Raw genomic sequence first — 16,863 nt, 5'->3', positions numbered from 1 at the left:
ATGGATGAGAAAAGCATTGGACGCGTACTCGCAGTTGATAGTTTTCGTGTATCTATCAAGCTGGATGAAGATTTGAAAAGTCTTTATAAGAGTGGATATGAGGATATCTATGAAGTAGCTAGAATTAATTCTTACGTTATAATTCCAATAGGCCCGGATAAGATTGTAGCCATGGTAACCAGGGTTAGGGCGATTGATGAGACTGAGTTAGGCAGTGATAAAGATGCGATTTTCCTAACGAAGTCGGCAAGATATTTAGTTGCGACTATGATAGGTACAATTCGTGATGATGGTAAATATTTACAAGGTGTTTATAACTATCCCATATTGGACAATCCGGTATGCTACGTTACTAAAAAAGATTTAGACAACATTTTTGACCAAAAGCCTAAAGATAAGATCGATTTTTCTGAAGATTACTACTTACCGGTTGGTACATCGCCAGCATTTACTGATTACCGTATCAAAATAAATCCCGATAAATTTTTTGGTAAGCACGCTGCCATCCTTGGAAATACTGGATCAGGTAAATCATGTACTGTTGCTTCTATCCTGCAGAGCTTGTTTGATTTTGATTATAATGGTAGCAAGATCAAAAATGCACACATTGTTATTTTTGATACAAATGGTGAATACAAAGCAGCATTTCAAGGTACCGATGAGGCACCTTATAAAAATTTTGGATTAGTCAATCCTTTTAATATCGACAAAGATGGCCTAAAAGTTCCATTTTGGTTTATGAATTTTGCTGACATGGAGTACCTATTTGAGCCTACTTCTGGAACTCAAGCACCAATCTTAAAACGGGCTATTGGATTAGCCAAAAGCCAATTAGCGGCTAATACTAACAAAACAATTCCTCAAGCATATATTTCAAAGCTAGATTCAGTTATTACAGATTGTAATAAAAATGATTTTAATATTAAAAATTTTATTTTCTCGGATCTTGATTTATTCATTGATGAATTAGCTACTATTGAGATTGATTTTGATCAAAGTCAGATCATAGCATCTTTAAAAGCACTCCAAGGTGAAAAAGTAAAACTTTCAAAACCAGCTCAATACGTAAATGGTAATGTGAGCACCAAGGTTCTTGCAACAGTTAGCAAAGATATTTCAGAACAGATGTTGCTTTATAATGTTTCTCTTAGAAATGTAGAAATTTCGCAAGAGCGTAATATCGACTTACCAGTTTATTTTAATTTTAAGGAACTGCTAGAAAGATTTTTCGATGAAGCAATTGAAGAAAACGAGAGTTCAGGAAATCGTCTTAGAGAATTCGTCTCTACATTAAGATTGCGGTTACAGTCATATCTTACAGATGAGAGAATTTCACAACCATTGCTTCTTAACCAAAGTACAGTGGTATCGATAGCATTGGCTAAATTTATTTCTTTTGTTTTGGGAGATTTCTGTAAGGTTTATCAAAATGACCAAACAGATACATTTTCGTCTTATTACAAAGATCAACTTGAAAAAACAGGACAAGAAAAGCTTACACCGGACATCAACAGTCAAGTGACAATAGTTGATATGTCTCTTTTACCTTACGAAATACTAGAAACTATAACGGGTATTATTGGAAGACTAATTTTGGAATTTGTTTCTAGGTTTTCTGAAGTTGAGCGTGGAAAATTCCCTGTTTGTATAGTGCTTGAAGAAGCACAAAACTATATCCCGGAAAAAAATAGAGGAGACAAAGAATCTATAGCTAAAAAAGTATTTGAACGTATCGCTAGGGAAGGAAGAAAATATGGCATTTCTCTTCTAATTTCAAGTCAAAGACCGTCAGAACTGTCTAAGACGGTTTTATCACAATGCAACTCGTTTATTATTCATCGTCTTCAAAATCCAGAAGACCAGAAATATGTGCGGCAACTAGTATCCGCTGCTAATGAAGATATCTTACAACAATTACCAATCTTACCACAGCAGCATGTTGTTATTATGGGGGATGCTGTTCGTACGCCAGTACAGGCCAGAATGAATACAGCTAATCCAAGACCAAACAGTAACAATCCGGAATTTATTAAAAACTGGACCGCAGATAAACCTGCCAATTTTCCTGATTATCAAGGGATTACTGAAGCCTGGGAAAATGGAAATAAATACCTTGCTAGAGAATAGGATCTATCTCAAAACTATCCGTATTGATATGAATCAAAATATCATTTTAGTAGCAATATGCTAAGAATTCATAGTAATAAATAATGATAACAAGCTCAATTCCAAATACTTGGTCGGATTTACAAGATAAAGTGTCCGATATTTTGACACAATGCGGTTTTAGTGTTGAAACCGAGAAGACAGTTCAGACTGTTAGAGGGAGTGTGGAACTGGATGTGTATGCAATTGAAACAATTAAAGGCAGAAAATACTCTATCATTTGCGAGTGTAAGTATTGGAAGTCACGTATCCCACAAAATGTAATTCATGCCTTTAGGTCAGTGGTTGGTGATCTGGGTGCTAACGTAGGCTATGTCATCTCATTAAATGGCTTTCAGAAGGGGGCTTTCAACGTTTCTGAACTAACAAATATTGAACTAGTGACATGGGAAGAATTTCAAACATTCTTTTTTGAGACATGGTATGATGTGTATTTCTCAAAGGAAATGGCAAGTAGGTTGAATCCTCTATTAACTTATAGTGAACCTATTTTACCAGCATGGTTTGACAAGATGTCTAGAGAAGATAAAGAAATATATTATTCTCTTAAAGATAAATATGATGTTCTCGGTCACATCGTAATGAATTACACCCATTATGGAAGAATGCTAGGTAATAAGCCAATTCCACTGTTACCTGTAATAAATATTCTATCTCAGGAGCTTGAAGATCAAGAGCATATTGCACGGCGCGTTCCAGAAAATATATTAACAGAAACAGGCTACTTAGAATTTTTACACCTGGTAGAGAAATTTGGTGCGGTTGCCATTTCTGAGTTTAGAGTTTTACGAGATAAGTACATCAATACTGATTATAGGGATAATGATGAATGAAACGTTTTCCTCATTAGTTTGAACTTTGCCTTCTGTTCACCAGATTCTTAGAAAAGAATTTGGTGAACATTTTATCATATACACTATCGTGAACACGATAGTGTATAAATTCCATAATGTCAAATAATTGGAATTATTGCATATTACGTAGAATTTGCTATCTATAACTCATAGATACCTAATAATTGAGTTAAAAGTAATAGTTTTATAACTCATTTTGTGTTATTATTTGAGCTATAAAAGGAGATTTTATAGTTCATGGAATGGAACTGGCAGCAAGAAGATTGGCCTAATTTTAAGTTCGATGCTTTGGCATTGGAGAATCTTGAGGCAGATTTTCAAAAGAATTCCGGCTACTTGCAAGGTACTATCAGACACATTGCCGAGGACGATAAAAATCGTTTGACCATTGAGCTAATAAGCGAGGAGGCATTGCGAACCTCCGAGATTGAAGGTGAACGCCTAAGCCGTGACAGTATCCAATCGTCTATTCGTCGGAATTTCGGTTTGGCAACTGATAACACACGCGTTCCGCCAGCAGAGCAGGGCATTGCCGAACTGATAACAGATGTATATCAACATTTTTCAGACACACTGACGCATGAGACACTATTCAAATGGCATGGCATGTTAATGTCAGGAAACTCGAAGATAAAGGAAATCGGCAAGTACAGAACTGATCCAGAACCGATGCAAGTCGTATCCGGACCGTTGCAAAAGCCTATTATTCATTTCGAAGCGCCGCCTTCAGATAAGATGCCAAAAGAGATGTCAGCTTTCATCAGTTGGTTTAATGAAACGGCACCAGGTAGCAGTAATGCACTACCTGCTTTAACACGTGCAGGAATAGCTCATCTTTATTTCGTTTGCATTCACCCATTTGAGGATGGAAATGGACGTATCGGTCGTGCTATTGCTGAAAAAGCGCTGGCTCAATCCTTAGGACAACCGACATTAATTGCGCTTTCTCGTACAATCCAAGCGCATAAAAAGGATTATTACAACGCATTAGAGTGGAATAATAAAAACAGTCAGATTTCTTCATGGCTACTTTATTTTGGTGAGACAATTTTAAAGGCCCAAACTTATACGCAGGAACTTGTCGACTTTATTATCAAGAAATCTAAGTTTTATGAAAGAATCACCGGATCTTTAAACGAGCGGCAAAGTAAAGCACTAGCCAGAATGCTGAGAGATGGGCCAGGTAGTTTCACTGAGGGACTTACAGCACAGAAGTATATCAATTTAACCAGCACATCTCGTGCGACAGCGACAAGAGATTTGCAGGAACTGGTGGATATGGGCGTGCTGCATAAGACGGGGAAATTAAAAAACACACGTTATCGTTTAAACTTGGAGTAAGACACTGTACATCGTTGTTAGTTAGTTTTTGATTGAAAATAATGTTCACATGATGTAATATTTTAATCTCACTATACTGAGTTTATCAGTATATCGGGGACTATTTGGGGACCAAAGCAGAAAAGTGAATTGCAGAAAATTAAGATACTCAAAGATGTAATTGGTCGTTTTAGCATCCTGCTCGAGGAGCCATTTCCCCCTTTTACTGACATTGTTTGTTCTTAAGTTTCTTTGAAAAACATAGTTTTTCAGGCGTTTCATCGTACTCTTTTGTTTCCCCAACATGACCAATTCCTCTCGACATTAATCAATTCTGGGGGACTATTTGGGGGACAAAAATAAATTAACATAATACTTGTCCCCCAAATTCTTAACAACTGTAAGAATGGAAAGGGTGGCTCAACATGTTTTTGACGGACACACAATGCAAGGCAGCAAAGCCAAAGGAAAAAACATACAAGCTTTCAGACAGTGAAGGGTTATATCTAGAAGTACTTCCAACCGGCGGAAAATACTGGCGCTTAAAATATCGATTGCATGGAAAGGAAAAGCGTCTTGGCTTAGGCGTTTATCCCAAGATTTCTCTATTAAAAGCCAGAGAAGAAAAACAACGGATTAGAAATGAGCTTAGTACAGGAATTGACCCACTCCTTCAAAAGGCTTTGAAAAAACAAGAAGCTGCTTTTGAAAGTGCTACAACGTTCAAAGAGGTTGCAAAAGAATGGCATAGTAAAGGAGTAGAGACTTGGGACCCACGCTATGCAAAGACTATCATGCATCGATTGGAAAAGTACACTTTCGATGAGTTTGGCCATTATCCACTCAATATATTGAAGCCTATAACTATTCTGCTGTGCTTACAAAAAGTAGAACAAACTGCACCTGAAATGGCCCGACGTGTAAAGCAGTTAGTTAGTCATATTTTAAGGTACGCAATTGTGACCGAACGCATTGACCGCGATTTGACTATCGGCCTCGAAACAGCCTTAAAAAAATATAAAAAGGGACATTTTGCATCCATCGATATTGAAGAATTACCTAAATTATTGGTAGCTCTACATAATCACAAAACTCGTCTCTATCGACAAACTTATCTGGCAATACGAATTATGCTGTTGACATTCGTTCGAACGTCCGAGCTCATCGAGGCCAGATGGGATGAAATTGATTTTGAGAGTGCACTTTGGATTATCCCAGCGGAACGTATGAAAATGAGAAGCCCTCATCTTGTTCCGCTGTCATTTCAAGTAATTGCAATACTGAAAGAATTGAGAGAGCTTAATAAACATCGTGAGCATCTCTTCCCAAGCCTGCCAAGACCTCGAAAACCAATGAGTAAGGGAACAATTTTAATGGCGTTAAAACGAATGGGTTTTAGCAACCGCATGACTGGTCATGGGTTTAGAGCACTTGCACTTGGCATATTAAAGGAAAAACTTGGGTATAATCATGAAATCGCTGATCGGCAATTAGCCCATATACCCCAAAAAAGTACTGATAGAGCTTACGACAGGGCTCATTTTTTATCCAAGAGGGTAGAAATGATGCAAAATTACGCGAATTATCTTGATGGAGTATCCCAACAAGCGATACTGGAATTCGTATTTTAAGGGATGTTTTTCAGTTATGTATTTGTGTTCAATTAATATTGATCAATTGGTAACAGGTGTAATTTGAAAAAAAAATCCTAATTCGTTTAATATAGCTTATCCTTCATTAATCAATCATGGATTGAGTTGACAAATTGTGGTCGAATGATTTATTCCCAAAGCTCTATTAAAGATTTAGCAGATAAATCTTTGAATGTTTTGTTGAGCGAGGAATAAATATGAACAATAAGCTATCAACTAATGATGATCTTGTAGACCGAAAAAGAGCTGCCAAATATCTCGGTATCTCACCCGAAACCCTTGCTGTCTGGAAATGTACTAAGCGATACGAGCTTGACTGCATCAAAATCGGACGCTCGGTCCGATATCGGATGTCTGATTTGAAAAAGTTTGTCGATGAACGCCTGACATCATAAAAGGATCGAAAAGCGAATTGTGCTGAGCACTTTTGCTTTCCTCGATATTTCAAAATATTTTGTATTGTGGAGAACGCCATGAACATTGATCATGCGAAGTCTATATCTATGCTCGAAATTCTGGAGAAACTTGATATCAAGCCGCATAAAGTGACAGAAAGCAAAGTACTTTATTCGTCACCGTTGCGAAAAGAAAAAACACCTAGCTTCTACGTCTATCGTAAAACCAATAGTTGGTACGATTATGGAGAAGGGGCTGGTGGTGACCTAATTGCCTTTGCAAGCCATTATTTAAGATCTTGCAATGAAGCGGACACCATGCAGGATGCACTGCGTTGGATCAAGAACATGGCAGGTGATAATTACACTATACATTCCTTGCTTATAGATGTAGACAAGCACGTTGAAGAACAGCCAGGTTTAATTTTAAAATCGAAGAAAACCATTCAGCATAGGGCATTAGTTCTATATCTTGAAAAACGTGGGATAGGATTAAAATTAGCCCAAAAACACTTGAAAGAAGTTCAAGTTCAAAACAAAGAAACCAAGAAGAATATCTTCGCTCTTGGATTTGCAAATGAAGACGGCGGATACGAAATCCGTAACCCTTTTTTCAAAGGTTCACTTAAACCAAAAGGTATCACATTTATTCGTGGAAAGAAGCCGAAGCCGGATGGCATCCATTTGTTTGAAGGCTTCATGGATTATCTTTCCGCTATCCATGACTTAGATGGACAATCATTTGAAGAAGATACAATCGTTCTTAATTCTGTTTCCTGTATCAAACAAGCTTTCGCATACATCCACAATTACGGTTACAAGACCGCTTACACATGGATGGATAATGATAATACCGGACGAAAAGCCGACATCATCTTAGGCGAGTTCTTTAAAACAGAAGATGACATACGCTATATCAAAATGAACAGAATGTATGCGCCACACAAAGATGTTAATGCGTGGCACATGCACAAACACAATCTAACCTTGTAGGAGAATAATATGTCACATGATCTAAAATCTCTGTTTCAGGTGTCAGAAATTGAAATCATCTATAAGAACAAAACGCCTTACCATGATCGGTTAAAAATAGATGCACCCTGGGTGGCTTATGATGTTCTACATAGCACTTGGGATGCCGGAAAGATCGAACTTCTGGAGCAATTTAAAATCATGTTACTGGATCATAGGTGTAACTGCTTAGGCATCTCTGAAGTTGGTTCAGGGGGTATGTCCGGTGTCATAATTGATACAAAAATTGTGTTTGCTACCGCCTTACAAGCAAAAGCAAACCGCCTGATTTTAGCTCATAATCATCCCAGTGGTGTATTAGAGCCTAGTGATGCCGATATCTTAATGACAAGACGTATGGTTAAGGCTGGGCAAATTCTGGATTTACCGGTTGTCGATCACCTTATAGTTACACCACATGGTTATTATTCTTTTTCCGAAAACGGACATATTACGGGTTGGGAAAAAGGGCATAGGCTGCAAACGCCGTTGCCCTGATAGGCCATTCACTATCTGCGATCACGATTCTTCACTGAAGTTAAACTGGGGAGTAAGTCAAGTATAATTGCTGATATCTGTGAAATCTTGAGAATTAAAAACAAAGTTAAGATTTGTTATAACTTCCCAACACACATAATTATAAATCCTTGTTTAATAAGGTTGAGGATGTAGCAAGTTAACATTCCGATCAACCTCTAAGCCAAGAAAGAATTATTCCTGTTTTGTTTCATATTCCTGTTTTGTTTTCTATATTAAATGTTATTACTAAACATCCACAATATCGGTTATTGAACTTACAAAAAAGTATGTTAAATCAGTCACAAAAAATTGATGGTATCATTGAAATGATAGCAAGTTGGATCACTTCTATAAGTTTTCAAAATTCGATAGGGCGGTATAATATTAATACTGATTCTGAAGATTTTTGTATTCCTCTTTTGAATCTGCTTTATGATCTTGATTTAAAAAACCAGAACAACTCAAAATTTAACTTTCCGGGTATCGATGTCGCGGATGATATAAAATCTAAGATTGCATTTCAAATCACCTCTCGCTTAGATTCAGCTAAAATCATTAAAACTGTACGGCTTTTTTCAGAGCACAAACTAAGGAACACTTATTCATCGGGAGTTAAAGTAGTAGTCTTGAATTCAAAGGGCAAAGTGAAATTTGGCATTAAGTCTTTGCAATTGTTAAAGCAATTTCAGTTCGATCCTGAAAACGACATTATTTATCCTGAAACGCTAATCAGAGAAATAAAAAACCTTTATGTAACGGATCAGGAAAGGTTTAAAAAAATTGACCTACTATTAACTCGAGAGTTATCCGGAATTGCCACTAGCTTTGGTTATAAAAATGATTTACCTGACGATGATACAAGAGTCATTAAGCGACGACGACAATTTGTGGGATTGATACCTCAGCACAAAGACGAGTTTCAGGGAAGGGATGTTGAACTTAAGTCTATAAGAAATCTTTTATGCGAAAGTAAAAGTGCTGTGATCATTAATGGATTGCCTGGGATTGGTAAATCTGCATTAGCGAAGATGTTCATACGGATAAACAGAGATAATTATGATAAAATTATTTGGATCGATATCAGAAAGAATGAAAATGAAGATAATCTCATTAAACGAGAAGAAGCATTTTTCACAGCCTTTCACCACTTAGAGGTGCATCTAAAAATTGACTTCTCATGTGTTAAAAACAGCCGGGAAAAATTTGAACTGATTATTAACGAACTTAATAATTACGAAGGCGAGAATTTACTTGTAATTGATAATATAGGTAAAGAATTTTCAACAATAATAGAGATTATGCCTGGTCCACCAAACTGGCACATTCTTGGAACGTCCCAATTGCCAATCAATGGGTTAGATAATTATTTATTATTTGACTTAGATCAATCGGCCAGCATTGCATTATTTCAAAAGTGGTATAAAAACCATCAAGACGAGTTAGAACTGCTTGATCTTTTTAAAGAAATTGGACGGCACCCTTTAATGATTGAACTCGTGGCAAAAACATTGCTTACTGTTAAACCAGTTGTAACAGTAAGAGATTTTATAGACCGCCTGAAGACAAAAAAACTAAATGATCCTTCGCTACAAAAAAGCATTTTTACAAGTCATATTAAAGGAGAAAGTCAGTTATATCATCACCTAATGATCACATTTGATTTAACTGAGGTTACCTATGAGGATGCCATTATACTGAGAAAATGGGCTTATTTATTGCCCGATAGCTATCAAATCGATGAATTAGCCGAATCAATGAATGATGCGGTATCAACCAATCAAAATTTTAATAGCCAGTTGAATTCTCTTTTAGGAAAAGCATGGTTAAACTACGAAGATGGTACATTTACTATGCATCCCTTATTGCAAAAAATTATTTTTTATAAACTTTCTCCCACCCTTTCTGACGCTGTTAGTATTATAAAGTATATCACAGAAAAGTTATCAGAGTTAAAATACGAAGTAACTAGTAAGTATTTGCCTAAGGCTGAATTTCTTATATCAAACTTAGTGGGCGAAGAAAAAATAACGACATCGGTAGGTTATTTGTTTTATTCAATGGCCTCAGCTTATGAATGGATGGTCCAAAATGAGCAAGCACTTGAAGCTTATAAAGAAGCACTCCGTATTTATAAAGAAATCACAATTGAATATGACAACGAACCAACTTTTAGAAGGATTGTTGCCCAAATACTTTTAAATTTAGGTTGTCTTTATAAAAATATGGACGCATTTGCCGACTCGGAAACCTGTTTTAAAGAAGCAATAGTTATCAGTACCGAATTAACTAAACTTGCTCCCTCTGTATATGCTGAGCAATTAGCTAGGATTTATAATAGGTACGCCGATCTTTTTGCGAACAAAGAGGATTATAAAACATCAAAATCGTACTTTAAAAAAGCAATTAAAACAATTGGTCTTCTTAACCAAGATGCTGTTGACGTTGTAGAATTCAAGCTTAATACTATGAATAGCTTAGCAATTGTATATTTAAAAGAACGTAATTTTACAAAAGCAGATGAGATTGCTTGGGAAGTTACAATAGGTTATTTGGGTTTGGCGGTAAAAGACCGGGGATTTCTCGTTCACGTTGCCATGGTAATGAATAATCATGGATCAATTTTTATGGACGCCAATCTTTTGGAGGAAGCAGAAAGCTATTTCTTTAAAAGTATTAATTATCTTCGAAATGTTACAACAAATAAGCCCGAAGACTACGATATTAAAATGGCTCAAATAGTTATCAACTTGGCAAAGCTACATGATAAGATGGGTAAAATTGATTACAGTAACAAGAGTTATAAATACGCGTTGGAGCTTTTTATGGAGCATTTAGATGATGCGAGTGCTTTATGGAAAGTGTGTTTTGAGTTAGCTATAAAATTGGCAAGGAGACTTATTAATGATCAAACTTTGGTAACAGCCTTTTTAGCTCAGGCGAGTATGTTTACAATGTATTGCCCCGAAATGGATTTAAAAGGAGAATGTTTTTTAGAAATTGAGGAGATTTTAGCATTGGCAGGCATTGATTCGGAAACTTTCTATAAAATACCTATATCAAAAATCTTTAAATCTGACGAAATTGATGAAGACAAATAATAATAATTTTATAATAGGTCTTAAAATCAACAAACAACCTCGCTTAAAAACCAATAATCTAACCTTTTTCCTCGCTTGTTAATCCACATCTAATATGCTGAACTACTATAACCATGGTTTTCTAATCCACAAATCAAATTTCTCAATTATTTGTTAGAGAAAGCATTAGTGTTTTACAAACAATATCGTAAGTTACTTTCGTTTTACATGTTGGTTTTGGCGATCCGTCAAAACACAACAATAGCTAAAATGTTTTTCTGATAAGGTTCTGTTGTCAAAGGTGAGAAGGGCATACAGATCGTTTAAGCTGACAAAATGGTCAAGCAACAGGAAGAAAAGAATAGTGATACCCAAATCAAACAAACCCCGTTTCTGAAATCTGAAAACCTATAGAGTGTTCAATGCATTCCAAATCATTTTCATGATGCTCCCAAACCATTAATCAAAGAACTAAAGCAGTAGAATGCTGATCTGGAAGAGTTCTTGCTCATATCAAAGCGGATATGTTTACAGGTCTTGAAGCGTCATATAGGCCGTCAGCAGACTGTATTAAAATGCCGATTTTGACAGTTTTAACCTATGTTCGAGGCACAATATGCTGGACATATCCAGCATTGGTTGAAAGCTTCGAATAAAGACGATCGATTTGTTTTTTCCGTTGTCTCGCAGTCACAATAAGTTACAGAGTATGTGAAGGCTGTACAACCGAGCACATTAGATTATTGGGGCCATAACCAACTACGAAATGGCTTCAGACTTTGGAGTACTGACGATGATTTTAGCATTGTCAGCTTTATTCTCAACCAATCATAAGAGGGAAAATAACATGACAACACCAACTGAAAATAAAACGAAACAGCTAATCCATACCATCTACTTTTACAAAAAAAGACGGAATTGAAAAACCAGAGTAGATCAAAGTCGGTGCAGGTTGGGAGTATGCTGACGGAAAAGGCATTGGCTTGTTAGTGAACAGCTTGGGACATGAAGTCCCATTGGTTATGCTATATTAATGAATAAAAGTATCTAATTCATTTAAGGTTCTAATTCGCATTGGCAATTCATTAGGAACTGTCTGAAGTCCATCAAAATATTTCCAAATTCTGACATCTATTTTTTCATCAAAATTCGTAAAAATAGCCGGCTTAAAGCCATCTTTGGACTGCGGAGCTCTCTGCAAAATAATAGGGCCAAAATAAATTTTGCTACTTGCATTGAGATAATAGCCCAAAGCGACCTCACCAACTGTAAGCTCTTCCATATCTATATCAAAAATAAGACGTAGCTCTCTTTCTTTTGTATTTTCAGTTCGAGCATTAAGAATGAGATGTTTTCCGTCCTTTACAAGATAGGATCCTATGTAATTCAGTTTTTTATTATAATCGTTGTTTCTAAAATCTATTGTAGCAATCGTCGCATGACCAAAGGGCAATAGTTCAACTGGAAATCTCCCAATCGCCAAATTATTATCGGTTGAGTTTCCCAGTTTATATCTTTCATACGAGTATAGCCACCAAAAACTGTTCTCGAAGGCCTCCTCCTTTTTATTTGGAACACCCAACAACTCATAGCGAGAAAGCTGATTAGCTTCATCGACACAGTTTAAAAGTAAAGTCAGCTTTGCCTCTGTCCGAATGATTGGAAGATTCTCCTTTATTTCCTTACTAAGGTCGTAAAGAAATTTTGGATAATAGTTTTGAGAGCCCCGATCATTTGCTATTGATTGTAATAATTCGATTGCAAATTGCTTTGATATTTCGGCATTACCGTATTTAATCAATACTCTTCGTAAATCTTTCTTTATCTCTTCTTTGTCTTTTTGTTCAATTATCGCCACGATTTTGGCAAACAACTCTACTGCCTGCCAACGACTTAGTAAATATGTATTCATTCCTATATATGGATTTAGAAAAAGTATACTTTTTTAGAAAATGTAATTTTTTAAATCTTCAAGCCGACTTTTCTATCATAAAACATTATTACCGACTTTTGATTAACGAATTAATCAAATGGAACAGCCAATGGCAAAAGCAACGAAATCATATCTTTCGCTGTAAAGCTCGGTCAGCGCTTTTTTCATTTCATCGAAATTATCCATTGTGGTAATAGTTTCAATTTTTGCCAACATGTCATATGTCCCATCAACATAACAAGAGGCGGGCTCAGAACCAACTTGGTTAGCACGCCATTCAATGTAGTTTTGGGCGTTTGGCTCTGGTTCAGTGCCATATTTTAAATCAGCAATTGTCTTAATCATAACGTCGCATCTCCGGTTGAAATAGGATTATTTGATGTCATAATACCTGAACATTTTATAAAGTCAATATAATAAAATTTTCTTAGACTGAAATACAACGACATTACTATTGGTGCACATATTATTTAAATAACTGAATACAAACATGAATATACTAATTAATCGCCCGAGATATCAAAAATTAAAAAACGATACTTCCCCTCCATATTTAGAGGATCAGTTTCTAATATTTTATGACATAACAACCCAAAAGGGGTGGCAAAGAGAATGGTCTACCTGGCACCAGATAACAAGCCAGTAATAACATAATTTTTCACTAAACAAAAAAAACAAGATGACAACAATCGATGATGCACGAAAAAATGGAATGGTTCAAAATCCGGATGGGACATTAACCAATTCTAACACTGGTCAAATTTACATCCCTATAGAATGTGATACCGGTCAATTGATCGTGAAACCGTTAGGTGGATCTGCAAATGGGTACGATCGATATGATCCAACGAAGCATTAGCTATGGATTTGAGGGTAATAGATGGTTAAATAGCCACCATTAATTAACCTATCATTTAATTTAAAAAACAGTTCAATTTTTCACAATCAAACACAATTAGCATGTACATAGAAGTCAAAACTGCTTATGGAACTATTCGTGGCGAAATAATCGAAAGTTCATTATTAGGTGTGAGTGTAATTAGAACCTCATCCGGTGAGATTTACGAGCGCTACATTGACGGTAAATTTTACAGAAAATAGGATTAGGTGTAAGTGCAGTTAGAATCTCATGCGGTGAGATTCTAACTGCACTGGATTGACGGTAACTTTTACAGAAAATAGGTACTTACTTTTGGAGTTGCGCTATGTCGCAACTCCAAACACAGCCTTGTAACAGCTGTTTATTAGCAATCGAGAGACAAAATCACGTTTTAAATAAATCCAGTTTTAAATATACTAGAAAGCAATTTTTCGCTTAACATTAGTGATAGACGCAATTTCCCATCTCAAAAAGCTAATTATATAAAGACAAATCAGATCATGTCACATCGTAGACAGCTTTTGGATGAAATTATTCAAAAGCTATTCACAAAATCTCACTCTAATTCAGATTATCTATACAAACTTCATGCAATAAGCCAATGGAGATACATGTAATGAAGGTGATGAGGACATACCAAAACTTCAAAGTGATATACCAATCCATTAAATAACATAGAGATATCATGGAAACATTTAGTTTGGACGATCCAATTATGGAGCTTGCCTCCAGTACTGAACAATACCAATGGACTACCCGAGAAGCTGTTCAGGGACTTTTTTGTTGTGGGGGCCTAGGTGCAGGAAAAACGACAGGCACGGGGAGGCAGATGGCACTTCGCTTCCTCTCGAAAAAATTTGGCGGATTGGTAATGACAGCAAAGCCAGACGAAAAAGATGTTTGGATTAATTACTGCAAACTTACGGGACGAGAGGATGATCTTATTGTAATCGAGCCGCGTGGAAAATATTATTTAAATTTTCTCCAATACGAAGCATCTCAAACAGATGGAAAAAATGAATTGACTGACAATTTAGTTGATGTTCTTAAAACAGTCATTCAAGCAGGAGTGGAAAAAGATAGCGGAATGAGTAATGATGGTTTCTGGGAATCAGCACTAGACATGTTGATCTTTAACGTCATTGATCTGTGCCGATTAGCCTATGGAAAAGTTTCTATACAGGAAATGTATAACATCGTCCAAACAATACCAAAAGGCGATCCTAAAATTGACTTATCATCGGATGACGGAGAAATTAAAGCCTTTGATAAAGCTTTTCAGGCAGCTCGCGACAATATTACTATCAAAATCGATAGTTGGATGAGTAACCTATCTGATAAGGAAAGGACGGAAATTATAACTAATGACAACTTAGAAAATGAGATGTTGGACGGTGTACCGGAATACCGGCTGCTTAAATTTTTAGATCAGTTTTTTATCGATACCTATATAACGCTGAGTGATAAAACACGCTCTATTATCGATTTTACATTTTCAGGGTTTCTTTTTCGCCTGTTGCGTGAACCTGTTTACTCTCTCTTTTGTCGGCATGACTTATCCACCGTTACTCCGGAAGATAGTTTGAAAGGAAAAATTATCCTTATCAACCTGCCAGTTAAAGTCTATCATAAAGTGGGGCGTGATTGTCAAATCTTATTTAAGTATATCTGGCAACGGGCGATGGAAAAACGTAATGTCACAGAGAACTCCAGACCTGTTTTTCTTTGGGCAGATGAGGCACAGAATTTTATTCATGAACACGATGTAGATTTTCAGGCAACGGCTCGTAGCAGTCGCATATGCACAGTTTACCTAACACAAAACCTGCCCAATCTTTATGCAAGCATGGGCGGTAAACAAAGTGAATACAAAGTGAAAAGTTTCCTTGGGACTTTAGCGACCAAGATATTTCATGCCAATGCGGATATTGAAACTAACCGTTATGCTTCTGAACTTATTGGTGATAGCTTTTTTGAGGATCAATCAGATAGTATTACTGTCGCCAAAAATGTGTCGCACACCAGAGGACGATCATTTAAACTAGAAAGGGTAGTCCGTCCTGAGCAGTTTATATCACTCAAAACAGGTGGCCCGAAAAACAACTTTAAAGTCGAAGGCTATATGCATCGCCAAGGTGATGTCATCATGAACGGTGACAACCATATCAAAATGAATTTCAATCAATTTTATCAACCATAATCGCTATTTCAATTATGAAGTCTAATCGCTATTTCAAAAGCTTGTACAAACGTACAAACGTTATCAAGGAAACGTTACTAAGTATTTTTTTCGGTATCGGATCAGGTCCACGTCTTCTTTTAGAAGTATTCATCAGACGTAATATGGGGGAAAGGTACTTTTCGTTTTCTACTGCTATCTTTTTGCTAGTCGTATTATCCATCATTCCTGCTTTTTCCCAGTATGGATTTGCAATATTTTCCAAGGTGCAAATGTCATATTACCAATTCAATTTATTTTCCTTTTTAGGTAAAAATCTTACCTGGTATATTTTCTTGGGCGCGTTTCTCTATTGCTCCATAGAACGCCGCAAAGAGGTGAAATCTCTGCCCTCTGTCTATGATATGGCACGTTTCAGCTTGTCAGCCGGAACAATTCACCGTGAGTTTTGCTCGTTAAAATTCGGTGGGAATCCAGTAGAGATCCGCACAATCGAAACCTTAATAGAACCTGCTTTTTTCTTTGTCATTGGATTTATGTTATGGGTTTTCGATCAAAACGTAGGTAACTTACTCATGTTTTGCAGTGTAATTTACTCACTCAGTTATAAAGCTGCCTACTACCAAGGCGACAATTTTATAATGGATCATATTGATGAGATGATTTGCGGAGAAGAACTTTCGGCAGTTTTTATTGACGGCAAAAAACCAGAAGAAGCACGTGGTTTTAGCTTTTACGGTCACAGACCAGCAAACATTCAAACCAGACGCCGCGTTGCTGAAACGTTCTTCGAAAAAGAAACTGTGGAGGTTCTGTAACCTCCTGAGCTGTGCGCAGGGGAGATGTCTGATGATGATTCTTTATCCGGCATTACACA

The 16,863-nt window shown here is 36.5% G+C and carries 13 protein-coding genes; 11 read left to right on the top strand and 2 right to left on the bottom strand.

The window, feature by feature from the left end:
* The 8 genes from VB798_RS07440 (at position 1) to VB798_RS07405 (ending at position 11,015) form a co-directional block, all read left to right on the top strand.
* A complete protein-coding gene (locus VB798_RS07440; protein ID WP_323257527.1) occupies positions 1-2,127 on the top strand; it encodes an ATP-binding protein in 2,127 nt (708 codons plus the stop codon).
* An 83-nt stretch (positions 2,128-2,210) separates the two neighbouring features.
* Positions 2,211-2,999 (top strand): restriction endonuclease, encoded by a 789-nt coding sequence (locus VB798_RS07435; RefSeq protein ID WP_323257525.1) that lies wholly within the window; start codon positions 2,211-2,213, stop codon positions 2,997-2,999.
* 258 nt (positions 3,000-3,257) lie between these two features.
* Positions 3,258-4,361 (top strand): Fic family protein, encoded by a 1,104-nt coding sequence (locus VB798_RS07430; RefSeq protein ID WP_323257523.1) that lies wholly within the window; start codon positions 3,258-3,260, stop codon positions 4,359-4,361.
* A 404-nt stretch (positions 4,362-4,765) separates the two neighbouring features.
* Positions 4,766-5,971, top strand: coding sequence for a tyrosine-type recombinase/integrase (locus VB798_RS07425; RefSeq protein ID WP_323257521.1), 1,206 nt, complete (start codon positions 4,766-4,768; stop codon positions 5,969-5,971).
* 218 nt (positions 5,972-6,189) lie between these two features.
* A complete protein-coding gene (locus VB798_RS07420; RefSeq protein WP_323257519.1) occupies positions 6,190-6,387 on the top strand; it encodes a helix-turn-helix domain-containing protein in 198 nt (65 codons plus the stop codon).
* Between the two features lie 66 nt (positions 6,388-6,453).
* Positions 6,454-7,380 carry a toprim domain-containing protein gene (locus VB798_RS07415; protein WP_323257517.1) on the top strand — a complete coding sequence of 309 codons (927 nt, stop codon included), beginning with the start codon at positions 6,454-6,456 and terminating at the stop codon, positions 7,378-7,380.
* Between the two features lie 39 nt (positions 7,381-7,419).
* Positions 7,420-7,896 (top strand): JAB domain-containing protein, encoded by a 477-nt coding sequence (locus VB798_RS07410; RefSeq protein ID WP_323257515.1) that lies wholly within the window; start codon positions 7,420-7,422, stop codon positions 7,894-7,896.
* Between the two features lie 308 nt (positions 7,897-8,204).
* Positions 8,205-11,015, top strand: a complete 2,811-nt coding sequence (locus VB798_RS07405) for an SMEK domain-containing protein (RefSeq protein WP_323257513.1) — start codon at positions 8,205-8,207, stop codon at positions 11,013-11,015.
* A 1,009-nt stretch (positions 11,016-12,024) separates the two neighbouring features.
* On the opposite strand, the gene VB798_RS07400 is transcribed toward VB798_RS07405, so the two are convergent.
* Together VB798_RS07400 and VB798_RS07395 are read right to left on the bottom strand one after the other, a co-directional pair.
* Positions 12,025-12,906: a hypothetical protein gene (locus tag VB798_RS07400; protein WP_323257511.1), complete on the bottom strand. Its 882-nt coding sequence runs from the start codon at positions 12,904-12,906 to the stop codon at positions 12,025-12,027.
* A 114-nt stretch (positions 12,907-13,020) separates the two neighbouring features.
* Entirely contained in the window at positions 13,021-13,272 is a 252-nt protein-coding gene (locus VB798_RS07395) for a hypothetical protein (RefSeq protein ID WP_323257509.1), read from the bottom strand.
* A 615-nt stretch (positions 13,273-13,887) separates the two neighbouring features.
* Here VB798_RS07395 and VB798_RS07390 point away from each other — a divergent pair.
* The 3 genes from VB798_RS07390 to VB798_RS07380 all read left to right on the top strand — a co-directional run bounded on the left by VB798_RS07390 (position 13,888) and on the right by VB798_RS07380 (position 16,804).
* Positions 13,888-14,028 carry a hypothetical protein gene (locus VB798_RS07390; RefSeq protein ID WP_323257507.1) on the top strand — a complete coding sequence of 47 codons (141 nt, stop codon included), beginning with the start codon at positions 13,888-13,890 and terminating at the stop codon, positions 14,026-14,028.
* A gap of 464 nt (positions 14,029-14,492) precedes the next feature.
* A complete protein-coding gene (locus VB798_RS07385) occupies positions 14,493-16,007 on the top strand; it encodes a type IV secretory system conjugative DNA transfer family protein (protein WP_323257505.1) in 1,515 nt (504 codons plus the stop codon).
* A 14-nt stretch (positions 16,008-16,021) separates the two neighbouring features.
* Positions 16,022-16,804 carry a hypothetical protein gene (locus VB798_RS07380; protein ID WP_323257503.1) on the top strand — a complete coding sequence of 261 codons (783 nt, stop codon included), beginning with the start codon at positions 16,022-16,024 and terminating at the stop codon, positions 16,802-16,804.
* Positions 16,805-16,863: the final 59 nt, after the last annotated feature.

Source organism: Arcicella lustrica (genome assembly GCF_034930985.1).
In the GTDB taxonomy this organism is placed as follows: domain Bacteria; phylum Bacteroidota; class Bacteroidia; order Cytophagales; family Spirosomataceae; genus Arcicella; species Arcicella lustrica.
The sequence above is the reverse complement of the archived record's forward strand: the minus strand, read 5'-3'. Positions and strand labels throughout refer to the sequence as shown.

What these genes read in the sequence shown, in the direction of transcription:
- VB798_RS07440 (WP_323257527.1), top strand. Translation starts at nt 1, where the DNA reads ATGGATGAGAAAAGCATTGGACGCGTACTCGCAGTTGATAGTTTTCGT.
- VB798_RS07435 (WP_323257525.1), top strand. Translation starts at nt 2,211, where the DNA reads ATGATAACAAGCTCAATTCCAAATACTTGGTCGGATTTACAAGATAAA.
- VB798_RS07430 (WP_323257523.1), top strand. Translation starts at nt 3,258, where the DNA reads ATGGAATGGAACTGGCAGCAAGAAGATTGGCCTAATTTTAAGTTCGAT.
- VB798_RS07425 (WP_323257521.1), top strand. Translation starts at nt 4,766, where the DNA reads ATGTTTTTGACGGACACACAATGCAAGGCAGCAAAGCCAAAGGAAAAA.
- VB798_RS07420 (WP_323257519.1), top strand. Translation starts at nt 6,190, where the DNA reads ATGAACAATAAGCTATCAACTAATGATGATCTTGTAGACCGAAAAAGA.
- VB798_RS07405 (WP_323257513.1), top strand. Translation starts at nt 8,205, where the DNA reads ATGTTAAATCAGTCACAAAAAATTGATGGTATCATTGAAATGATAGCA.
- VB798_RS07400 (WP_323257511.1), bottom strand. Translation starts at nt 12,906, where the DNA reads ATGAATACATATTTACTAAGTCGTTGGCAGGCAGTAGAGTTGTTTGCC.
- VB798_RS07395 (WP_323257509.1), bottom strand. Translation starts at nt 13,272, where the DNA reads ATGATTAAGACAATTGCTGATTTAAAATATGGCACTGAACCAGAGCCA.
- VB798_RS07390 (WP_323257507.1), top strand. Translation starts at nt 13,888, where the DNA reads ATGTACATAGAAGTCAAAACTGCTTATGGAACTATTCGTGGCGAAATA.
- VB798_RS07385 (WP_323257505.1), top strand. Translation starts at nt 14,493, where the DNA reads ATGGAAACATTTAGTTTGGACGATCCAATTATGGAGCTTGCCTCCAGT.
- VB798_RS07380 (WP_323257503.1), top strand. Translation starts at nt 16,022, where the DNA reads ATGAAGTCTAATCGCTATTTCAAAAGCTTGTACAAACGTACAAACGTT.